Annotated in this window: 19 protein-coding genes; 12 read left to right on the top strand and 7 right to left on the bottom strand. The window is 34.2% G+C overall.

Annotation, left to right across the window (positions count from 1 at the left end; genetic code table 11):
• Positions 1–91 precede the first annotated feature (91 nt).
• Together C1638_RS16730 and C1638_RS16735 are read right to left on the bottom strand one after the other, a co-directional pair.
• Entirely contained in the window at positions 92–280 is a 189-nt protein-coding gene (locus C1638_RS16730; protein ID WP_109622857.1) for a DUF6496 domain-containing protein, read from the bottom strand.
• Between the two features lie 10 nt (positions 281–290).
• On the bottom strand, positions 291–764 hold the full coding sequence (locus C1638_RS16735; protein WP_076356382.1) for a hypothetical protein: 474 nt from the start codon (positions 762–764) through the stop codon (positions 291–293).
• A 130-nt stretch (positions 765–894) separates the two neighbouring features.
• On the opposite strand from C1638_RS16735, the gene C1638_RS16740 reads away from it, so the two are divergent.
• From C1638_RS16740 to recG, 8 genes are all read left to right on the top strand, one after another.
• On the top strand, positions 895–1,119 hold the full coding sequence (locus tag C1638_RS16740; protein WP_109622859.1) for a bacteriocin-like protein: 225 nt from the start codon (positions 895–897) through the stop codon (positions 1,117–1,119).
• An 89-nt stretch (positions 1,120–1,208) separates the two neighbouring features.
• Complete coding sequence (locus C1638_RS16745; protein WP_109622861.1) at positions 1,209–3,338, top strand: S9 family peptidase; 2,130 nt, start codon at positions 1,209–1,211, stop codon at positions 3,336–3,338.
• A 143-nt stretch (positions 3,339–3,481) separates the two neighbouring features.
• Positions 3,482–5,137 (top strand): peptide MFS transporter, encoded by a 1,656-nt coding sequence (locus tag C1638_RS16750; protein WP_109622863.1) that lies wholly within the window; start codon positions 3,482–3,484, stop codon positions 5,135–5,137.
• A 132-nt stretch (positions 5,138–5,269) separates the two neighbouring features.
• Positions 5,270–7,024, top strand: coding sequence for a peptide MFS transporter (locus C1638_RS16755; protein WP_109622865.1), 1,755 nt, complete (start codon positions 5,270–5,272; stop codon positions 7,022–7,024).
• A 59-nt stretch (positions 7,025–7,083) separates the two neighbouring features.
• Complete coding sequence (locus tag C1638_RS22565; protein ID WP_228428197.1) at positions 7,084–7,626, top strand: DUF1016 N-terminal domain-containing protein; 543 nt, start codon at positions 7,084–7,086, stop codon at positions 7,624–7,626.
• A 21-nt stretch (positions 7,627–7,647) separates the two neighbouring features.
• Positions 7,648–9,159, top strand: coding sequence for a peptide MFS transporter (locus C1638_RS16765; RefSeq protein WP_109622869.1), 1,512 nt, complete (start codon positions 7,648–7,650; stop codon positions 9,157–9,159).
• Between the two features lie 43 nt (positions 9,160–9,202).
• The gene (locus C1638_RS16770) at positions 9,203–9,736 is read left to right on the top strand and encodes a thioredoxin family protein (RefSeq protein ID WP_109622871.1); all 534 of its coding nucleotides are present in this window, start codon (positions 9,203–9,205) and stop codon (positions 9,734–9,736) included.
• Positions 9,737–9,880: 144 nt separating this feature from the next.
• The gene (recG, locus tag C1638_RS16775) at positions 9,881–11,968 is read left to right on the top strand and encodes an ATP-dependent DNA helicase RecG (protein WP_109622873.1); all 2,088 of its coding nucleotides are present in this window, start codon (positions 9,881–9,883) and stop codon (positions 11,966–11,968) included.
• A gap of 612 nt (positions 11,969–12,580) precedes the next feature.
• Here recG and C1638_RS16780 read toward each other — a convergent pair.
• From C1638_RS16780 to dapA, 4 genes are all read right to left on the bottom strand, one after another.
• Positions 12,581–13,027 (bottom strand): response regulator, encoded by a 447-nt coding sequence (locus tag C1638_RS16780; protein WP_109622875.1) that lies wholly within the window; start codon positions 13,025–13,027, stop codon positions 12,581–12,583.
• Entirely contained in the window at positions 13,020–13,601 is a 582-nt protein-coding gene (locus C1638_RS16785; RefSeq protein ID WP_109622877.1) for a helix-turn-helix domain-containing protein, read from the bottom strand. The genes C1638_RS16780 and C1638_RS16785 overlap by 8 nt, the downstream gene beginning before the upstream one ends.
• Before the next feature lie 294 nt (positions 13,602–13,895).
• Positions 13,896–14,399, bottom strand: a complete 504-nt coding sequence (locus C1638_RS16790; protein ID WP_109622879.1) for a GNAT family N-acetyltransferase — start codon at positions 14,397–14,399, stop codon at positions 13,896–13,898.
• 143 nt (positions 14,400–14,542) lie between these two features.
• A complete protein-coding gene (dapA, locus tag C1638_RS16795) occupies positions 14,543–15,415 on the bottom strand; it encodes a 4-hydroxy-tetrahydrodipicolinate synthase (RefSeq protein WP_109622881.1) in 873 nt (290 codons plus the stop codon).
• 107 nt (positions 15,416–15,522) lie between these two features.
• Between dapA and C1638_RS16800 the strand changes: the two genes are divergently transcribed.
• From C1638_RS16800 to recO, 4 genes are read left to right on the top strand one after another with little or no spacing between them, the layout of a single operon-like run.
• Positions 15,523–16,281, top strand: a complete 759-nt coding sequence (locus C1638_RS16800; protein ID WP_109622883.1) for a 5'-nucleotidase C-terminal domain-containing protein — start codon at positions 15,523–15,525, stop codon at positions 16,279–16,281.
• Positions 16,281–17,231 (top strand): bifunctional metallophosphatase/5'-nucleotidase, encoded by a 951-nt coding sequence (locus C1638_RS16805; RefSeq protein WP_109622885.1) that lies wholly within the window; start codon positions 16,281–16,283, stop codon positions 17,229–17,231. Before C1638_RS16800 ends, C1638_RS16805 begins: the two co-directional genes overlap by 1 nt.
• Before the next feature lies 1 nt (position 17,232).
• A complete protein-coding gene (gene porZ / locus C1638_RS16810) occupies positions 17,233–19,488 on the top strand; it encodes a type IX secretion system anionic LPS delivery protein PorZ (protein ID WP_185140441.1) in 2,256 nt (751 codons plus the stop codon).
• On the top strand, positions 19,488–20,174 hold the full coding sequence (gene recO, locus C1638_RS16815) for a DNA repair protein RecO (protein WP_109622887.1): 687 nt from the start codon (positions 19,488–19,490) through the stop codon (positions 20,172–20,174). Before porZ ends, recO begins: the two co-directional genes overlap by 1 nt.
• 33 nt (positions 20,175–20,207) lie before the next feature.
• Here the strand turns inward: recO and C1638_RS16820 are convergent, their stop codons facing one another.
• On the bottom strand, positions 20,208–20,681 hold the full coding sequence (locus C1638_RS16820; protein ID WP_109622889.1) for a GNAT family N-acetyltransferase: 474 nt from the start codon (positions 20,679–20,681) through the stop codon (positions 20,208–20,210).
• Positions 20,682–20,683: the final 2 nt, after the last annotated feature.

Here is a 20,683-nt window from a genome sequence, read left to right on the forward strand (position 1 = left end):
TTACATCTATTTTTGAGTTTTTACAAATTAGACGATTTGCTTTTCAATAAAAAAATGCCCGCAAAGTTTTGTGGGCATTTTTTTATTGAAATTATTTACTTTTTTTCTTTGGAGGCACTTTCAATCCCCCTTCTCTTGCTTCAGAAATACCGATAGCAATGGCTTGTTTTCTGCTTGTTACTTTCTTTCCGGAAGAAGATTTCAACTTTCCCTCCTTGAATTCGTGCATCACTTTTCCTACTTTGTCCTGAGCTTTGTCTGAATATTTTGTCTTGCTCATGATAAAATTTTTAAGATTTTGGCAGGGATACCCCTAATTCATAAACTTTGGCATGTTTCAAATACTTTGAACGCTCTCTGGATGTTACCGATTCAAAATGATCATTTTTGATCACAATGATTGGATCTTCTATATTTTCAATTTCAAAATTGGCAAAATACCGTTCATCCGGACTTGTTTTATCATTCTTTGCCTTAATTTTCTGCAGTTCTTCTGCATATTTTCTAAATCCGGGATCAGATGAGTGGATAAATTTATATTCATCGCCTGCATACACATAGTAATGAAGTTTTTTTTCTATCAACCCAGCTTCATCCATAATCTCAGGGTTATCGTTACCACCCTTAAACCCCACTTCCACTAATATTCCACCTTTCTTGTGAGCATATTCTGTGGCATCATCAAAACTGGAAAAACCTGTATAGACAATTTGGTCGTTCAATACATAACGGTTCAGTTTCTGGTTGTATGCATTCGTTTCCATAATTATTCTTTTTGATTTGATTTGTAATTATATACATTCAATTTTTCTGCCAAATTATCTTTTTTTTTAAATTTCACCATCTAATGATTTTTTTAATTAGCTTAGAGTTACTAATAAAAAAATATTTACCATGAAAAATTTCAAAAAAATTTCAAGAGCCCAATTAAAGGAAGTAAATGGCGGAGTTTTGCCGGGGATGAGAAGATGTGTAGATGGTGTAACCTGTAAGCTAAGAATCTGGTGGATTGGAGGAATAGAGGAAGTTCCATGTAATTCTTCCTATCCAACCTGTGCTCCCGAGGGATATTACCCACCGGAGACAGGAGATCCAGGGACAGTTCATATAGCTAATTAGCATAAAAAATCAGGACCTAGTGTCCTGATCTTTGTTTTATATTGTTATGTAAGTAAGAATTATTAAATTTGGAATCATTAAAATTAGAAATGAAAAAAATACTTTTAACTCTTACTATAGCTGCTGCATTTCATAATGTGTCAGCACAGGATATTACTTTAGACAAAATATATTCAGGATATTACCGTGGCAAGGGCATTGCCGGGATTACTTCTATGAAGAGCGGTGAAAATTACCTGGTCATTGAACCGACAGGAATTGCAAAATATTCTTATAAAACATCTCAAAAGGAGGGAAATATTGTAGACGGAAACTTTGAAAGCTATGAATTTTCTGATGATGAATCTAAGATTCTTTTGTTAAAAGAAAGCCAGCCCATATACAGACACTCTTTTCTGGGAAAATTTGAAGTAAAAGATTTAAAATCAGGAAAGGTAACAATTCTAAATGATGGAAAACCTGTACAGGAGCCAAGATTCTCACCTGATGCAACAAAAATTGCTTTCATTTCAGATAATAACCTATTCTTTCAGGATCTGAATTCCGGAAAAATTACACAAATAAGTAATGACGGGAAGAAAAATGCAATTATCAATGGTTTGGCAGATTGGGTGTATGAAGAAGAGTTCGGGCATGCAAGACAGTATGAATGGACTAAAAATTCAGATGCCATTGTATTTGTAAAATCTGATGAAAGCCAGGTTCCGGAGATTTATATTCCTATCTATGGAAAAAATCTTTATCCGGGAGAAATGCGTTATAAATATCCTAAAGCAGGAGAAAAGAACTCAATCGTTTCTGCACAATTATACCGTCTAGATACTGGAAAAACGATGCAGTTGAATCTGGGTTCGTTCAAAAATTATTATATTCCTAATGTTTTGCAGACCGCAAAACCTGATGAGGTTGTTTTGATTACTTCCGAAAGAATTCAAAATGCTTCAGATATTTTAAAGGTAAATACTAAAACAGGAGCTGTTCAGAAATTATTTACAGAAACAGATGATAAATGGATTGATACAGACAGTCCAACAATGGAATTCCTTGAGGATGATTCTTTCCTTTGGGCTTCCGAGAGAGATGGAAATCGTCATTTATACTGGTATGACAAAGATGGCAAACTAAAGAAACAGATTACTAAAGGAAATTGGGAGGTAACAGATTATTATGGTTTCAATCCAAAATCCAAAGAGATCTATGTACAAACTACGGAAAAAGGAAGCATCAATAAAGTTGTTTCTAAAGTAAATATCGAAAGTGGTAAGTCTCAGCTTATTTCTAATGCTGAGGGAAATAATTCTGCCAATTTCAGCAAAAACTACAATTATTTCATTGAAACATCTTCTACTGCGGCAAAACCATATACCTATGTTTTAAAAGATGGAAGCGGGAAAACTGTAAAGGAACTTCAAAATAACAATGATCAACTTCAGAAATTAAAGTCTGATAATTTTGTTGAAAAGGAATTCATTACGATTCCTAATGCAGTAGGCGACCAAATGAATGCATGGGTAATGAAACCTAAGAATTTTGATCCTAATAAAAAATATCCGCTATTTATGTTCCAGTATTCTGGTCCGGGATCTCAGCAGGTTGCTAATTCTTGGGATAATGGTAACGCCATGTGGTTCAATCATCTTGTACAAAAAGGATATATCGTTGCTTGTGTAGACGGGCGTGGAACAGGTTATAAAGGAGCAAAATACAAGAAAGTTACGTATATGAACCTTGGAAAATACGAAATTGAAGACCAGATTACAGCAGCAAAATGGTTCGGAAACCAATCTTATATTGATAAAGGCAGAATCGGAATGTTCGGATGGAGCTTTGGAGGTTATATGACCAGTTTAGCAATGACAAAAGGTGCAGACGTTTTCAAAATGGGTATCGCAGTAGCTCCTGTAACCAACTGGAGATATTATGACTCAGTATACACAGAGAGATTCATGAGAACTCCTCAGGAAAACCCTGATGGATATGACAAAAACTCTCCTACAGAATATGCCAATTTATTGAAAGGAAAATTCCTGTTAATTCACGGAACCGCCGATGATAATGTACATTTCCAAAATTCTATGGAGCTATCTGAAGCCTTAATTCAAAATAAAAAACAATTTGACTTTATGGCTTATCCAGACAAAAACCACGGAATCTATGGTGGGCAGACAAGACCACAACTGTATCAGAAAATGACAGATTTTATTTTGAATAATTTATAATCACATTAAAGATTAAAACAATACATCCCTTTCAAGTTTTTGAAAGGGATTTTTATTTATTTCATTAATCATTTGGCTAAGTATTATTTATTTTATCAATTGAAATTAAAAACTTATTTTTGGGGGAATTGAAATTTGAATATATGAAGACTAAACATCCTAAAGGGCTGCCTTTTCTCTTTTTCACTGAAATGTGGGAGCGTTTCGGGTACTATCTGATTCTTGGAATCTTTGTGCTATATGTAATTGAGCCTACGGGCATGAAAGGAGGTCTGGGATTACCTGACAAAACTGCTGATGATATTTTCGGAACTTATATTGCACTCACATACCTTACCCCGTTTATTGGTGGTTTCCTGGCAGACAGAGTTTTAGGATATATTAAATCTATTTATCTTGGAGGCTTCTTAATGGCTGCCGGATATATAGGAATGGGTGTTTTCAAGGATTTACCTTTATTTTATTCTTCTTTAGCTTTAATTATCATTGGAAACGGTTTCTTTAAACCAACCATTTCTACACTTTTAGGAAATCTTTATTCTGAAGAACCTTATAAAGCCAACAAAGATTCCGGATATAATATTTTCTATATGGGAATCAACATCGGAGCATTTATCTGTAATATTATTGCTGCATTTATGCGTAATAAATTCGGTTGGGGTGAAGCTTTCATTACTGCCGGAGTTGGGATGTTGATTGGTATGGTTATTTTTACAATCGGAAGAAAACACTATATCCATGCAGCACAAATGAAGCCTGTACAGGAAGGAGATACAAAACTTTCTGAAATTATGCTTAAAGTATTTGTTCCTGCTATCGTAGCTGGAGGAATTGGTTGGTTTATACCTAATAATATCTTTGGAAGTGATAGCACAGATGCTTTCATTTTCGCATGTATTCCTGTTATTTACTTCTACGCATCACTTTACTTTAAAGCTAAGCCTGATGAAAAAGCATCTATTGGTGCGTTACTTTCTGTATTCCTGATCAGTATGTTTTTCTGGGCGGTTTTCAAGCAGAATGGTACCGCTTTAACAAGATGGGCAAATTATTATACGGACAGAAGTGTTCCTGCTTCTCTTGAAAAGCCATTGGAAGGTATTTATATGGTGGAGGGTAAGAGTTACGAAGACAAAGAAACTCCAGTTTATGATAATCAGTTCCGATCTCAAAAGGATGATAACGGAGAAACCAAGAAAGAAACCGGAAAAGATGTTTATTTTAAAAATATTTCTCCTGAGCAACGTGCCGCTTTAGAGAAAAATCCTGAAAATAAAGTATATCTATATAATACAGAATTATTCCAATCCATTAATCCATTCTGGGTAATTGCACTGACTCCTGTTATTGTTGGATTCTGGGCGCTGTTAAGAAGAAAAGGAAAAGAACCTCTGACACCAACCAAGATCGTTTTAGGACTATTTATTTCAGGATTATCATGCCTTGTAATGGTATTAGCAGTAATGGCCGGAGACAACGGAGCTGTAAAAGTTTCCCCCCTATGGCTGGTAGCCAGTTATGGAGTCATTACAATTGGAGAATTATGTCTTTCTCCAATGGGACTTTCTTTCGTTTCCAAGCTTTCTCCTGCTAGAATTACAGCTTTAATGATGGGTGGATTTTTCCTTGCGAATTCTGTGGGTAACAAACTTTCCGGAATTCTGGCGAGTACTTGGTATAGCTACGAAAACAAAACGAATTATTTCCTTGTAAATTTCGCTTTGTTAATATTTGCTACATTATTAGGCCTTTCAATGTTAAAAAGATTGAATAAAATTATGAAAGAAAAAGGGCACTAATCCTTACTATTATAAAGAATAACAAGCTGCGGAATGGTTCCGCAGCTTTTTTATTTAAAAATAAAATTAAAACCTTGCCAAAAACCCAAAATAAACTATATTTGTCAGTCTTAACAAAAATTAACAATAGAAATGGATAATATTGAAGCAATAAGTCCGAAACCGGATGAATTTGTAGAGAATAAGGGTTCCAGACATCCAAAAGGATTATGGGTTCTATTCGGAACGGAAATGTGGGAGCGTTTCAACTTTTACGGAATGAGAGCACTTTTGACGCTCTTTATGGTAAATTCCTTATTGATAAAAGAAGCTGATGCAGCGATTATCTATGGTGGATTTTTAGCTCTATGTTATTTAACGCCACTTTTGGGAGGGTTTATTGCTGATAAATATATTGGAAACAGATTTGCGATCATCATCGGAGGATCTTTAATGGCGATTGGGCAATTTTTATTATTCATTAGTGCCTCTACTTTCTCTGCTGATATTGGAAGTGCTAAACTTATTATGTGGCTGGCTTTATTCGTTATTATTTTTGGTAATGGATTCTTTAAGCCAAATATTTCCTCAATGGTGGGGAGCCTTTATCCAAAACAAGAGAAATCTAAACTGGATTCTGCTTTCACTATTTTCTATATGGGGATCAATATTGGAGCATTCTTAGGTCAATTTATCTGTCCATATGTAGGAGATGTAAAAGATGCTACAACTGGAGTAAGAGATATTTTCGCATTCAAATGGGGATTCTTAGCAGCTTCAATTGCAATGGTAATTGGAACTGTAACATTCTTTATCCTTAAAAACAAATATGTAGTAACACCGGAAGGAAGACCTATTGGTGGACTTCCAAAAAACAACTCAACTGCAGATTTTGAAGAGGGAGAATCTCAAACAGCAAAATTCTCAGGAATGTTCTTAGGAGCTACTGTAGGTATATTTGTAGTTTTATTCTTCGTATTCAGATATTTATTGGTAGGAGAACTTGGGTTTAACTCAATGGAAATGGGGCAAATGATTAAAGGAATCATCTATCCATTCATCTACGCAGCAGGTATTTCTCTTGCATTCTTGATTATGTCTTCTGCAGAAAACAAAATTGAAAGACAAAGAATCTGGGTAATCTATATTGTTTCGTTCTTCATTATCTTTTTCTGGGCGGCTTTCGAACAAGCAGGATCTTCATTAACGTTCATTGCAGATAATCAAACAGACAGAAACATTTTCGGATGGAATATGCCTCCTTCAATGGTTCAGATTTTTAACGGAATTTTCGTAGTTCTATTAGCTGTTCCTTTCAGTTTATGCTGGGATAAGCTAAGAGCAAAAGGAAAAGAGCCGGTATCTCCTTTCAAGCAAGCAATGGGATTAGCGCTTATTGCTCTTTCTTACTTCATCATTGCACACAATGTAAAAGATTTAGGAAGCTCAGGTTTATTAGCAATCAAATGGCTAATGCTTTTATACTTCATCCAAACTTGTGGTGAGCTTTGTTTATCTCCAATCGGATTATCATTGGTGGGTAAATTAGCTCCAAAAAGATTCGCTTCATTATTATATGGTGTTTTCTTTATCTCTAATGCTGCAGGATATGCCTTGGCAGGTTCATTAGGAGCACTTATCCCTGCAACAGGTGATAAATTTAAAAAAGCACAGGAAATTGGAGTAAATCTTCAGGATGTTTTGGATAAAAAAGTAACTTTAACTACTGAACAGGTTGCGGCATTTGAAAAAGCTCAACTACCATTACACAACCCTACTTTTGTAGGTTTTGAGATTCACAATTTATTTGAATTCTTCATGGTATTCGTGGTACTTTGTGGTATTGCTTCTGTAATCTTAGGCTTACTTTCTCCAATCTTAAAGAAAATGATGCACGGTGTAAACTAATTGCATTAACAAAATATAAATAAAACCTCTGCTAAGTCAGAGGTTTTTTTTATTTTCGTATGATGGAAATTTCCAAAGATTCTTTATTCCAATCCGTAAAGGAGATCATTAGACAGTCGCGCGAAAAAGTTTTTCGAATAGCGAATTCTACACTGCTACTTACTTACTGGCAGATTGGAAAACTTATTGTTGAAGATGAACAACAAGGGAAAGAACGCGCTGAATACGGAAAATACACCTTAAAAAATCTTTCTCAGAAGCTTACTTTAGAATTTGGAAAAGGGTTTGACTATACAAACCTTTCTAATATGCGTAAGTTTTACATCGCTTTTCCAATTGTTGACACATTGTCTCAACAATTGAGCTGGTCTCATTACCGATTGCTTTCCAGCCAGGATGATAAGAATAAAAGACAAATTAACTCCCTTACCTACGAAAGAGTTTCAGATGAAACTATTGTAAAATACTCTGTGCTCAATGATAAAAATAATTTATTTGCCAGCAAATACTTGCTGTACCTCCCAAAAGAAGAAGAATTAAAACAAATCATCGATCAGGACAGAATTCGTTTTGAACTGGATCAGGATAATAAAAACCCTTAATTAAAACAATCATATATCATTATGAGCTTAACTTTAGATGAAATACAAAATTTCAAAGGAAAATACCCTAGACAAATCTGGAGTCTTTTTTTCTCTGAAATGTGGGAACGTTTCTGTTTCTACGGAATGCGCGGTATGCTGGTATTCTTCATGATCTCCCAGCTAAACTTCCATGAAAAAGAAGCTAACCTTCAATATGGAGCCACGCAGGCCTTCGTATATGCCTTTACCTTTATAGGTGGTCTTTTTGCAGATAAAATTCTAGGTTTCAGAAAATCCCTTTTCTGGGGTGGACTTCTGATGATTGTCGGAAGTTTAATTCTGGCTACAGATCCACACAAATTCTTTTTCCTAGGAATCGCGTTTACCGTAGTGGGAACAGGTTTCTTCAAACCGAATATTTCATCCATGGTAGGTCAGCTTTACAAGCCAAACGATTCAAGAGCAGATGCAGGATTCTCGCTTTTTTATGCCGGGATTAATCTTGGAGCATTATTAGGAGGATACCTTTGTATTGCGATTGGTAAAGGTGAATTTTTAAGTAATATCATCGCTGAAGAAATGAGATGGCATATTGCATTCGGATTAGCTTCAATTGTAATGGTTATCAGTTTGATCAATTTTGTCTTTACCCAAAGAACATTAGGTACAATCGGGCTTCAGCCGGGACATCCTTTAGCAGAAACAAAATCAGCCCCCATTCCAAAATGGAAAGAATACGGAGTATATGTTTTATCTCTGGTTTTTGTCCCGATCATCATGACCATGGTAGCCAAAACAGAATATACAGATTATTTTATGTGGACCATTGGGCCATTAACATTAATCTATTTGTTCTATGAAATGTCTAAAGTAACCGCTGCAGAGCGTAAGAAGCTTTGGGCAGCCTTAGTTTTCATCATTTTCTCAATTATATTCTGGGGAATTTATGAGCAAAGTGGAGGGTCTTTAAGCATTTTTGCAGCAAAAAACCTAAACAAAGACCTTTTTGGACTAGATCCGAATGGGGTTAATAATTCAGGAGGTGCATTTTTCATCATTTTCCTTGCTCCATTAATCGGACTTCTTTGGATTTGGTTGAATAAAAGAAAAATTGAACCAAATACCATCATTAAATTCGGTTTAGGATTTATTTTCCTGGGATTAGGATATTATGTTTTATTCGCAACCCGTTTATTTGCTGATCTTCAAGGGATCACTTCATTGAATTTCTTCACATTGGCATTATTAATTATCACCCTTGGAGAACTTTGCCTCTCTCCTATTGGATTATCCATTATGACCAAGCTATCTACCAAAAATCTTCAGGGAATGATGATGGGGATGTGGTTCTTGGCATCAGCCTATGGACAATACGTTGCCGGTATTATCGGAGCAAGTCTTGCAACAGCAAAAGAGGGTTCTACCAACTATGATGAATTGATCACTTATACTGATGGATATAAACAATTGGGATTGTACGCTATAATTGCCGGAGTGGTATTAATTTTGATATCACCGTATGTGAAAAAATTAATGCAGGAGGTAAAATAAAGAATAAGTAATTATGCTTATTTTTACTTAAATATCACAAATTATGAAGAAAATTTTAAGCATAGTTCTCTTACTCCTATTAAACTTTAGTTTTGCACAGGTAAAATGGATGACTATTGAGGAAGCACTGAAAGCTCAAAAGGAAAATCCTAAGAAAATTCTTATTGATTTTTATGCAGACTGGTGCGGACCGTGTAAAATTATGGACAAAAAAACGTATGGACATCCTGTTATTGCCCAAATTTTAAATGAGAATTATTATCCTGTAAAATTCAACGCTGAAGAAAAAAAGAGCTTTGAAATTTTTGGAAGAACATTTTCTAATCCAGATACAGAACATAAAAAAGGGAAAAACTCCCTGCATGAGTTCACTCAGTACATGAATGTAGGAGCTGTTCCCAGTACTGTATTTTTAGATGAACATGGTGATCCAATCACTATTCTTCAGGGAGAATTATCTGCCAAGGAACTGGAACCTTATCTGGAATTGATCTCAAAGGATCTCTTTAAAAAGATTCGTACCAGGGAACAGTGGGAAGATTACCAGAGAAAATTCAAATCTAAAATTAAAGATTAACAAACGATCCTATTTCGGATTGATCCTTATAAACAACTTAAGACTTTCAATTTTTTTTGGAAGTCTTTTTTATTTTACCGAAATTCGAAGCTTTATTTTTCTCATTCAAAATTCGATTCTCGAAATTCGAGCCTCAGATAAAAAATGACTTTAGATACTTCCATAGAATACGTAAAAGGAATAGGTCCGGAAAGAGCCAAACTCATCAAAAGTGTGTTAGGATTATCCACTGTAGAAGATATGCTCAATTTCTATCCTATCCGTTATCTGGACAAAAGTAAAATTTATAAAGTTTCTCAGCTTCAGGAAGAAACCAGCCAGGAAATTCAATTGAAAGGAAGAATCACTCAGGTTCAGGAAATTCAGACAGGAAAAACCAAAAGGTTATCTGCTAAATTCAATGATGATACGGGCAGTATGGATCTTGTTTGGTTCCAGTATTCAAAATGGCTGAAAGAGCAGCTTCCCATTAACCGCGATGTTTATATTTTTGGAAAGATCAATGTTTTCAATCGCCAGTTTTCCATGCCACATCCTGAAATAGAGGCTGAGGAAAACAAAGACGGAGATGTACGTTTAAAGCCCATTTATCCAAGTTCTGAAAAACTTACGAAAAGAGGGTTAGGCCAAAGATTTTTTCAAAATGCATTAAGGAATATTTGTAAGGAAATTCCTAATCTGATTGAGGAAAATTTCCCAGAATACTTAATGAAAACATTCAAGTTTATGTCGAGGCAGCATGCTTTTCTTAATGTACATTTTCCTAAGGACTTAGAATATTTTGATAAGGCAGATTTCAGGCTAAAATTTGAAGAATCTTTCTTTTTTCAATTAGGATATGGCTTAAAAAAACTTCATCATAAAACCCAGTCATTCGGAAACCCTTTTCCTGTCATAGGAGATCATTTTAATGATTTTTATGAACATCATCTTCCTTTTGAATTGACCAATGCACAAAAGAGGGTTTTAAAAGAAATCCGAATGGATATGAAAAGGCCGATTCAAATGAACAGACTTTTGCAGGGGGATGTAGGTTCCGGAAAAACAATGGTAGCGTTATTGACAATGCTTATTGCCATGGATAATGGTTTTCAGAGCTGTATGATGGCACCTACAGAAATTCTTGCCCAGCAGCACTATAATGGAATTAAAGATTTACTGGAGAAAACAGGAATCAATATTAGGCTTTTGACGGGTTCTACTAAGGCTGCACAGAGAAGAATTATTCATGAGGAGCTTGAAAATGGGACACTTTCCATTCTTGTAGGAACTCATGCTGTTTTAGAGGATAAAGTTAAGTTTAAGAATCTTGGATTGGCTATCATAGATGAACAGCATAGGTTTGGTGTAGCGCAAAGAGCAAAACTTTGGGCTAAAAATAAGATCCCGCCACATATTCTGGTAATGACAGCTACTCCTATTCCAAGGACATTGGCTATGAGTTTTTATTCCGATCTTGATGTTTCAGTAATTGATGAAATGCCGGTAGGAAGAAAGCCTATTATCACAGCTCACAGACGTGAAAAAGACAGACTGTATGTTTATAACTTCTGTAGGGATGAAATAAAGAAAGGAAGACAGATTTATTTTGTATATCCACTGATTGAAGAATCTGAAACACTGGATTACAAGAATCTAATGGAAGGTCTTGAACATGTCATGGAGTTTTTCTCAGATTACAATGTTACCATGCTTCATGGAAAAATGAAACCGGATGAAAAAGACGCCGCCATGGCTTATTTTGCCTCAGGAAAAGCGGAAATTATGGTAGCCACTACTGTTATTGAAGTGGGCGTAAATGTTCCCAATGCTTCTGTCATGGTGATTGAAAGTTCTGAAAGATTTGGTCTTTCACAGCTTCACCAGCTTAGAGGTCGTGTGGGAAGAGGTGCAGAACAAAGCTATTGCATTTTGATGACCTCCGATAAATTATCCAAGGAAAGCAGAACCCGTATCAAAACAATGACTGAAACCAATGATGGTTTTAAAATTTCTGAGGTTGATATGCAGCTTCGTGGTCCGGGAGATATTCTGGGAACACAGCAAAGCGGCGTTGTAGATTTCAAAAGGTTAGATCTTGTGAAAGATTCTGCTATCATTAAGACAACAAAAAATACTGTTGATAAAATTCTGGAAGCTGACCCAGTGTTGGCAAGACCAGATAACCTGATTATCAAGAATTATTATATCAGGTACTACAAAGGAAAAAATAAATGGAGTAAGATTTCATAAAAAAAACCGCAGAAAAATTTTCCTGCGGTCCCCTTATAAAACTGTTATTTAGAAGAAATTACTTTTGGTATGTTTAAAAAATTTATTTTAATAGTTTAGGCCTTAATATTTTGTGATGTGGTGTGGTGTGAAAATATCTATATATTATTTGAATAAGATAAAGATTAAGCCCAAACCATTAAAATAAATTATAAAAAACAAAATGAATTATTTTTCCAACTTGCTTATTATAAAAACTAACTGTGTTTAGGTGGAGATGAGGGAATGAAACGAATAAAAATATCTCCAACTACTTCAAGTTTTCATGATTGTACCGTTTTGTTTAAAGATCTTCTATGCTTTAAAATTGGAAATTAATATAATTCATTTTGTTAACTAACATCGTGATTTATATATTTTCTGTAGAAACAATTACTCTTCATTCATCTGTATCTTCATGTATATAATCAAATTTGTGTCACTGAATTTATATTTACAAATGTCCGGATATTAACTGAATTTTATTTTATATTATTTCAATTATTAATTATAAAATTCTCACTTTTGTGTGAATAGTATGCATTAAATACCATTCCATTTCTTTAAAATGAAGATCTCGAAACTATTTATTCATCATACTTTAAGGATAAAATTTTCTTTATTCAATCCTGAAGTATGGTACTGCCAATTGATAGTAATAACATCCGTAAGTACCTTTTTCAAGCTTTCAAAGTCAGAAGGTTTTTTCATACAAATATTAGTTCCTTTTACGAAAATATCTTCTATTTCATTTTCAGTAATTTGATCATAGTAAACTGTCGTTACCATGTTGCTGAACTTTTCATGTTTCTTTATTTCATCCATACATTCCATACTATTCTTTTCGGGAATGCTGTACTTCATAAAAACTATTTCGGGGACAACTGCATCTTCGTTATTTAAATACTCCATCAAGTCTTTTCCATTACAAAAACATTGAATTTTTATTGAGATTTTAAGCTCTTTAAATATGTTTTTAAAAAAAATTAAGGTGTTTTCATCGTTATCTGTTACTATTACGTTCAGAAATTCTTTATTCATACTGCATTTTAGGGTTTGTTTCCACACTTTGGGCTCTTCTTCTTTTTCCTATAATTTTTTGAAACTGAGAGGGTGTAATTCCCGTTGTATTTTTAAACTGTGTACTTAGATGGGCTACACTGGAGTAATTCAGCTTATGGGCTATTTCTGTAAGGCTTTGTTTGTTTCTTATGATCAATGCTTTAGCATGTTCTATTTTCTGGAGAATGATAAAGTTTTCTATGGATGTATAAGCCACTTCTGAAAATAGGTTAGAAAGATATCCATAGCTGTGATTCAGTTTTTCAGAAATATAAATAGATGCCTTTACCGGAATAATCTCTTCAGAAAAGACAAGCTCTACAATTACATCTTTTATTTTCTGTACTAAAGCCGTTTTTTGGCTTTCGATGATCTCAATACCATAATCTCCAAGATTTTTCTTAAAAAGATTATGTTGTTCCTGCGTAAAGGGTTCATAGAACTCTACCTCACCGAAATTCAGCAAGCGGTATTTCAACCCATGTTCTTTCAGTTTTTCGTCCAATACCTTCTTACAGAGGGCATTGAAATCAAATTTAACGTACATTTTCATCCTAGTATTAGTAAGCCTATTTTTTTAGTAAATATAATAATTTATTTCAAGTAAAAGTGAAATAGCGTTATATTTTTTAAAACTTTACGTAGCAACAAAAAACTCCTGTATTAAAGAATACAGGAATTTAAACACTAAGGATGAAAAAAATATACTGATAAAAAGCTAAATAAGCTCAAAACCAAGCATATGAATGTATTGTTATAAGTGATTTGGTTCTGAGACAAAGATGAATCAAAAAAAGAAATCACTTGTTATAGAATTACAGGATAAAGTTACAGAATTTTAAGTCAATTAATCGTGAATTAGAAATTCCATTAAGAAATCATCCATTACAAACCCATTCCCGATATCAAAAACTCCCTCATCATAAACCCTGTATCCTTGGGATTCGTAGAAGTTTTTTGCAGCATTATATTTATTCACATTCAGGATAATTCTTTTGTTTCCGTTTTCAGAAACTTTTTTATTTAAAAACTGAAGTGCTAATTTTCCTAACCCTTTTCCTTTGCTTTCCGGAATCAGATAAATGCGATGCAACTTTGTCGTTTTGTCTTCATAATTGTGTTCGTATCCAATAAATCCTTCATAGGAATTATTATCTTCATCTAAAATCAGGTAATATTGGTAGTTAGGATTTTGGAGCTGGCTTTCAAGTTCAGCCTTAGAATACATTTCAGAAAGCATATACTCCATTTGCTCTTCAGAAAGAATCTCTGCATAAGCATTCTTCCAGCTTCGGCGGGCCAGATCCTGAATTAATGAAACGTTCTCTTCAGTTGCTTTTGTTAATTTCATATTTTTAATATTATGATTAAAAAAAGTGAAAAGCCGAAGCCTTTCACTTAATTATATGTTGTCAATTGTAAATCATCAATTTTATCGCATAAATGAATGAATTTCAAATTGAGATTAAAATCAACGATTAGCGATTTCATCAATTAAATTTTTGACATTTCAGCTTTAATTTTAGCATATAGACCCTCTGATGCAGGAACTAATGGAAGTCTTAGATAGTTCTTAATAATTCCTTTTTCAGCCAATACCACTTTGATACCGCAAGGATTACCCTCTGCAAAAATAAGGCGTGTGATCTCAACCAATTTATTGTGAATTTCATAGGCCTCTTTTACTTTCCCATCAAATGCCAATTGTACCATGGTAGAAAATTCTTTTGGATACCCCTGTCCGATCACAGAAATTACTCCATTTCCTCCTGCTAAAGTTACAGGAAGTGTATATTCATCATCTCCTGAAACCAATGAAAAACCTTCAGGTTTCTTTCTAAGGATATCAAAATATTGTAAGAGATTTGGTGCTGCCTCCTTGATCATGAATAGATTTGGGAATTCTTTTGCAAGACGAATTGTGGTATCTGCATCAACATTCTGCCCTGTTCTGGACGGAACATTGTATATAATAATATTTTTCCCTGTAGAAGCCAATAATTTATAGTGTTGGTAAAGACCTTCCTGATTGGGTTTATTATAATATGGAGATACAGAAAGTACGGCATCAAATGCAGAAAGATCTGCTTCTTCTATCTGTTTCTTGACCTCAAGAGTATTGTTTCCGCCTATTCCCAATACGAGAGGAAGACGTTTATTATTCACCTTAATGATATGTTCAATTACCTGTTTCTTCTCATCATCAGAAAGCGTTGCAGCCTCAGCTGTTGTTCCTAATACTACCAAATAATTGGTTCCGTTTTCAATATTGTATTCAACAAGTTTAGTTAAACTGTCGAAGTCAACGGATAAATCTTCATTAAAGGGCGTTACCAATGCAACACCTACTCCTTTTAAAATGCTCATCTGTTCGAATTATTTTCGCCAAATTTAATCATTTACACTAAGAATTTATAATAAATAATAATGTTTTATTATACATATAGTTATATTTGCATATACTAAAAGATATTATGAAAAATAAATTCTTGTTACTAGGAATTGCTCTGGCAACGCTTACTGCATGCAAAACAGCGTCTACATCGCAGCTTGCGAATGTAAAGCCCCAGAAAAATATTTCTATTAATAATGAGCTAAAAAATGATGAGGAGTTTGTAAAGTTTATTGAACCCTATAAGCAAAAACTGGATAAAGAAATGAACCAGAAGATCTCTCATACCAATGTAGATCTTACAAAACAGGGAGATAACAGCAATCTAGGAAATCTTTTAGCTGATTATACTTTGGAAGGAGGAGATCAATGGACAAAGGCTAATCTTAAGCAAAATGTAGATGCAGCTTTAATCAATATCGGAGGAATTCGTACTACTATTGGGAAAGGTGACATTATGCTGAAAAATGTTTTTGAAGTAATGCCTTTTGAAAATGAATTGATTATTGTGAAAATGAAAGGTGCGGATTTACCCGGACTTTTTGAATATTATGCAAAAACACAGGTAAACAACCCTGTTTCTCACTTATATATTGAAACAAAAAACGGACAGTTAACCCAATCTTTAGTTAACGGAAAAACAATAGATCCGAACAAAGACTACTATATTGCTACTTCAGACTATCTTGCTCTGGGAGGTGATAATATGAAATTCTTTGGGAAAGGAGAAGCAATCCCAACAGGAGTGAAACTTAGAGATCTATATATTGAATATTTCAAAAAAAATCCTGAAATAGTTCCTGCTACAGATGTTCGTTTAAATTTTATCGGTAAAAAGTAATGGATAGAAAAAGTTTTTTAAAAGCAATAGGTGGTGGATCTTTAGCAATGGCTTTAGCTCCCAATATGATGATGGCGGAAGAATTAAACATTCTTGACTTAAAATCCACCAATAAACTGACCATTCTTCACACGAATGACCAACATAGCAGAATAGAACCTTTTGATGCAAGTTATACAAAGAATCCCAATCAGGGAGGTTTTGCAAGGAGAGCAAGCTTAATTCAGCAAATCAGAAATCAGGAAAGCAATGTTTTACTTCTTGATTCAGGAGATATTTTCCAGGGAACTCCTTATTTTAATTTCTTTGGTGGGGAACTGGAATTCAAATTAATGTCCATGATGAAGTATGATGCTTCTACTATGGGAAATCATGATTTTGACAATGGTCTTGATGGATTTTTAAAGGTTCTTCCTAATGCACAATTTCCTTTTATCTGTTCCAATTATGATTTTAAAAATACTATTTTGGACGGAAAAACTTCTCCTTATAAGATTTTCAACAAAAATGGAATCAAAGTAGGAATATTCGGTGTTGGAATTCAATTGGATGGCCTTGTGGGTAAGAAACAATACGGTGAAACGGTTTATTCTAATCCAATTGATGTAGCACAGCATTATTCAAACTTTTTGAAAAATGAACAGAAATGTGATCTTGTCATTTGTCTTTCGCACATTGGGTATGATTATAAGGATGAACCTAGTAAGATAAGTGATAAAATTTTAGCAGCCAGTACAGAAAATATTGATATTATCTTAGGGGGCCACACGCATACATTTCTACCGGAACCTCAAACGTTCACCAACAGACAGGGCAAAAATGTACTTGTTAATCAGGTAGGCTGGGCAGGTCTTCTTTTGGGTAGAATTGATTTTTATTTTGATACAAACAAAAACATAAAGCATATCTCCTGGAATAATCAGGCAATTGACAGTAGCATAATAGCATAATATGAAAAAACTCTCTTTAATTTCTCTTGGTATTTTAGCATCCCTGCAGTTTACAAAAGCTCAGGTCATTTCATCAAAAAAATGGGCAGATCTCTTTTCCTATAATAATGTCTTAGCCATGAAGGAAGACAATGGAAAAATAATAGCTGCGACAGAAAACGGGATCTTCTATTATACAATATCAACAGGAGAGATTACGAAGTTATCTAAAGTCAATGGTCTGCATAATGTGGGAATCACCGCATTTGATTATGATCCAAAAAGTAAGATAGGAGTTATTGGCTATGAAAATGGCTCTATGGATGTTATTACTCCAAATGACATCAAATATATTGTTGACATTCCTATTGCCGCTGGCTATAATGGGAACAAAAAAATCAACCATATCTCTATTACAGGGGATCAGGCTGTTATTTCAGTAGGTTATGGGGTTTCTATATTCAATATAAAGAAGAAAGAATTTGGTGACTCATCATTTTTCTTAACTGCAGGTGTTTACGAAGCAAGTAACGAAGCAACCATATTTGGAAACAAGGTATACTCTGTAACAAATACAGGTTTAAAAAGCCATGAACTGAATACGACTTTTCCTGTATTTTCTACCTGGACTACAGAAATTCCCGGAGCATTTAGACATATTGATTCTGAATCTGAATTAGTATTTTCATCGGCTACCGCAGCTTTCATCTATAACAATGGTACCCCCATGCAGCTTCCTACCAGCTTTGGAAACATCAATGATGTGGTAGTAAACTCTAACAGTATTGTAGTTACTGATAGCAGGGTATATACCTTTGGGATCAATGGAACCTACTCTAACGCTATAGATTTTGGTGAAAAGTGTAATACATCTATTATCGCCAACGGAAAAATATTTGGAGGAACTACGTTATCCGGAATAAAAGACGAGGGTAATACAACCTACAAACCATCAGGCCCTAATTTCAATTTTGCACATAAGATAAATCTTTACGACAATAATCAACTTCTTGTATCCAGTGGAGCAAGAGCTGATAGATATAATTTCCCAGTAGAAATTCCTCAAAAACCAGGATTCTACTATTTCAATGGTACAGAATGGCTTTACTCATCTTATTTTAATAAATTAGGAAATATAAATGTACTAGATGCTGTAATAAGTCCTTTTGATAATAATGAGATATTTTTCACAAATTATACCATGTTTGGACAGGGAGTTTATAAAATGAAGTACAATGCGGGAAATAAGGACTTTGACTTTGTAAAATACTATAACCTGCAGGCTACTCCATATTACAGACGTGCTGTGGGTATTACAACCGACTCTAAAAGCAATATTTTTGTATCTATTGCCTATGGTGAAAATGGCGCCCCAGTTCTAGCCATGTATGACAAAGCTAAAGATGATTTTATCACTAAGGAACTTTCTTTCAAAACTCTAGGAATACAGAAACCGATCGTTTACGAAAATATGTTATGGATTCCTCTATCAAGAGCTAATGCCTTTTGGGTATGCGATTATAAGGATGCTCTTAATATTTCTGACGACAATGATTATATCTTAAAAGAATCAAACGGATTTGCTGGAAATTCTAATGGAACAGTATCTGTAGCCATTGATAAATCCGGTGATGCATGGATTGGTACAGATAGTGGCTTAAGGATATTATCTAACGCAGCCTCAGAAATAAAAACCCCGGCTCCTCAGGTTAATCCTATAATAATAGAGCAAAATGGCCTTGGTGAAGAACTTTTTAGAGATTCTCACATTTTACAGGTTGAAGTAGATGGCGGAGATTACAAATGGGTTTCCGTAGAAGGAGGTGGTGTTTATTATCTATCTTCTGATGGTCAAAAAACCATCAAACACTTTACAAGAGAAAACTCTCCCCTACCAACCAATAGTGTTACAGATATAAAAGTAGATAAGAAGACTGGTAAAGTATATTTTGTGACCTATCAAGGTATTGTCACCTATCAGAGTGATGTTTCTGATGTAAATGCTAATTTCGGGGATGTTGTGGTTTATCCTAACCCTGTTGTTTACTCTAATTTCAAAGGAAAAGTTACTATTAAAGGTTTAGCAGAAAAAACAAACATAAGAATCACTGATGCTGCAGGAAATGTAGTACACTCAGCTGTGGCACGAGGAGGATATTATGAATGGGATCTTAATAACCATAAAGGAACCAGAGTTGCTTCCGGAATTTACTTTGTATTGATGACCAATGAGGACGGCTCTGATAAAGCTACAGCTAAAATAGGAGTGGTTAATTAATGAATTCACAAAACGGTTTTTTACTATCATTTATCAAATATGGAGAAAATGATGCGGTACTGCATTGTTTTACAGAAGAGGATGGTTTTCAGACTTATTTTCTGAAAGGAATATATTCTAAAAGAAATAAAAAGAAAGCCCTCCTGCAGCCATTGAATAAACTTACTTTTTCAATCAATCCTGTAAGAGGAAATGGGATACATTCTATTTCAAAATTTGAACTGGTAAAAAACTGTGATGTTGATTCGGATATAAGAGCAAACACCGTTATATTCTTTATTTCAGATTTTCTAAACCAAATCCTTAAGCTTGAAAATAAAAACCCAACTATTTTTCTTAGCATAGAAAGATTCATTGAAGAGCTGGAAAATAAAAACTACCAGTCACATTTGCTTTTTTTAATGATGATATTAAAAATTCAGGGTGTGGCTCCTTTAATCAATGAAGGTAATTTTTTAGATCCGGAAACCGGAACCTTTTCCATGGCTCCTACTCACCAACTGTTTGGTGAAGAAATTTCTGCGATATGGAAAAATGTACTCTGTACTGAGAACCTTTATGCAACAAAAATTCATTCTTCTCTAAGAAAAGATTTTCTCGATAGTCTTTTGATATATTACCATTATCATATCTCTGACTTTAAAAATCCCACCTCTTTAGAAGTTATACAACAGATATTTGAATAGTTTAAAGGTGAACTCTAACCTGATTATTTTTTATTAAACTTTTTTATACATCAGATATTGAGGTCCGCTTCTTCCAATTCTGTTTTTTCCTTCATAAATATATCCAACTGTAAGGTAGATATGATAGGCTAATTCATTTTTCTCGTTGACAGCCAAGACAATCTCATTACAATCCTTAAAATGATGCCTTATAAAGTCATCCACCTGCATCATAGCCTGCTTTCCCATTCCTTTTCCCTGCATTTCAGGATTCACAGATAAAGACCTTATCAGAACGGCATTCTTGTTATCTGTAAGCTCAAATTTATCTTTGCCAAAATCAAGAACAAAAAACCCTACAGGAATTTCATCCTCCAAAATGGTAATAGGAAATGCATCATTATCATCCCTTTTTTCAATATTCTGCAAGGCCTGTTCTGCTGTTGCTGTAAAACGTAACTGATTCTCATCTAAGCTATAACTAACCTTTGAAAGGTCTTCCTGCTTAAAGAATTCTAACCTGATCATAA

Source organism: Chryseobacterium oncorhynchi (assembly GCF_002899895.1).
GTDB lineage: Bacteria > Bacteroidota > Bacteroidia > Flavobacteriales > Weeksellaceae > Chryseobacterium > Chryseobacterium oncorhynchi.

Excerpts from the sequence above, each read along its gene's own strand:
- C1638_RS16730 (WP_109622857.1), bottom strand. The coding sequence starts at position 280 with ATGAGCAAGACAAAATATTCAGACAAAGCTCAGGACAAAGTAGGAAAA.
- C1638_RS16735 (WP_076356382.1), bottom strand. The coding sequence starts at position 764 with ATGGAAACGAATGCATACAACCAGAAACTGAACCGTTATGTATTGAAC.
- C1638_RS16740 (WP_109622859.1), top strand. The coding sequence starts at position 895 with ATGAAAAATTTCAAAAAAATTTCAAGAGCCCAATTAAAGGAAGTAAAT.
- C1638_RS16745 (WP_109622861.1), top strand. The coding sequence starts at position 1,209 with ATGAAAAAAATACTTTTAACTCTTACTATAGCTGCTGCATTTCATAAT.
- C1638_RS16750 (WP_109622863.1), top strand. The coding sequence starts at position 3,482 with ATGAAGACTAAACATCCTAAAGGGCTGCCTTTTCTCTTTTTCACTGAA.
- C1638_RS16755 (WP_109622865.1), top strand. The coding sequence starts at position 5,270 with ATGGATAATATTGAAGCAATAAGTCCGAAACCGGATGAATTTGTAGAG.
- C1638_RS22565 (WP_228428197.1), top strand. The coding sequence starts at position 7,084 with ATGATGGAAATTTCCAAAGATTCTTTATTCCAATCCGTAAAGGAGATC.
- C1638_RS16765 (WP_109622869.1), top strand. The coding sequence starts at position 7,648 with ATGAGCTTAACTTTAGATGAAATACAAAATTTCAAAGGAAAATACCCT.
- C1638_RS16770 (WP_109622871.1), top strand. The coding sequence starts at position 9,203 with ATGAAGAAAATTTTAAGCATAGTTCTCTTACTCCTATTAAACTTTAGT.
- recG (WP_109622873.1), top strand. The coding sequence starts at position 9,881 with ATGACTTTAGATACTTCCATAGAATACGTAAAAGGAATAGGTCCGGAA.
- C1638_RS16780 (WP_109622875.1), bottom strand. The coding sequence starts at position 13,027 with ATGAATAAAGAATTTCTGAACGTAATAGTAACAGATAACGATGAAAAC.
- C1638_RS16785 (WP_109622877.1), bottom strand. The coding sequence starts at position 13,601 with ATGAAAATGTACGTTAAATTTGATTTCAATGCCCTCTGTAAGAAGGTA.
- C1638_RS16790 (WP_109622879.1), bottom strand. The coding sequence starts at position 14,399 with ATGAAATTAACAAAAGCAACTGAAGAGAACGTTTCATTAATTCAGGAT.
- dapA (WP_109622881.1), bottom strand. The coding sequence starts at position 15,415 with ATGAGCATTTTAAAAGGAGTAGGTGTTGCATTGGTAACGCCCTTTAAT.
- C1638_RS16800 (WP_109622883.1), top strand. The coding sequence starts at position 15,523 with ATGAAAAATAAATTCTTGTTACTAGGAATTGCTCTGGCAACGCTTACT.
- C1638_RS16805 (WP_109622885.1), top strand. The coding sequence starts at position 16,281 with ATGGATAGAAAAAGTTTTTTAAAAGCAATAGGTGGTGGATCTTTAGCA.
- porZ (WP_185140441.1), top strand. The coding sequence starts at position 17,233 with ATGAAAAAACTCTCTTTAATTTCTCTTGGTATTTTAGCATCCCTGCAG.
- recO (WP_109622887.1), top strand. The coding sequence starts at position 19,488 with ATGAATTCACAAAACGGTTTTTTACTATCATTTATCAAATATGGAGAA.
- C1638_RS16820 (WP_109622889.1), bottom strand. The coding sequence starts at position 20,681 with ATGATCAGGTTAGAATTCTTTAAGCAGGAAGACCTTTCAAAGGTTAGT.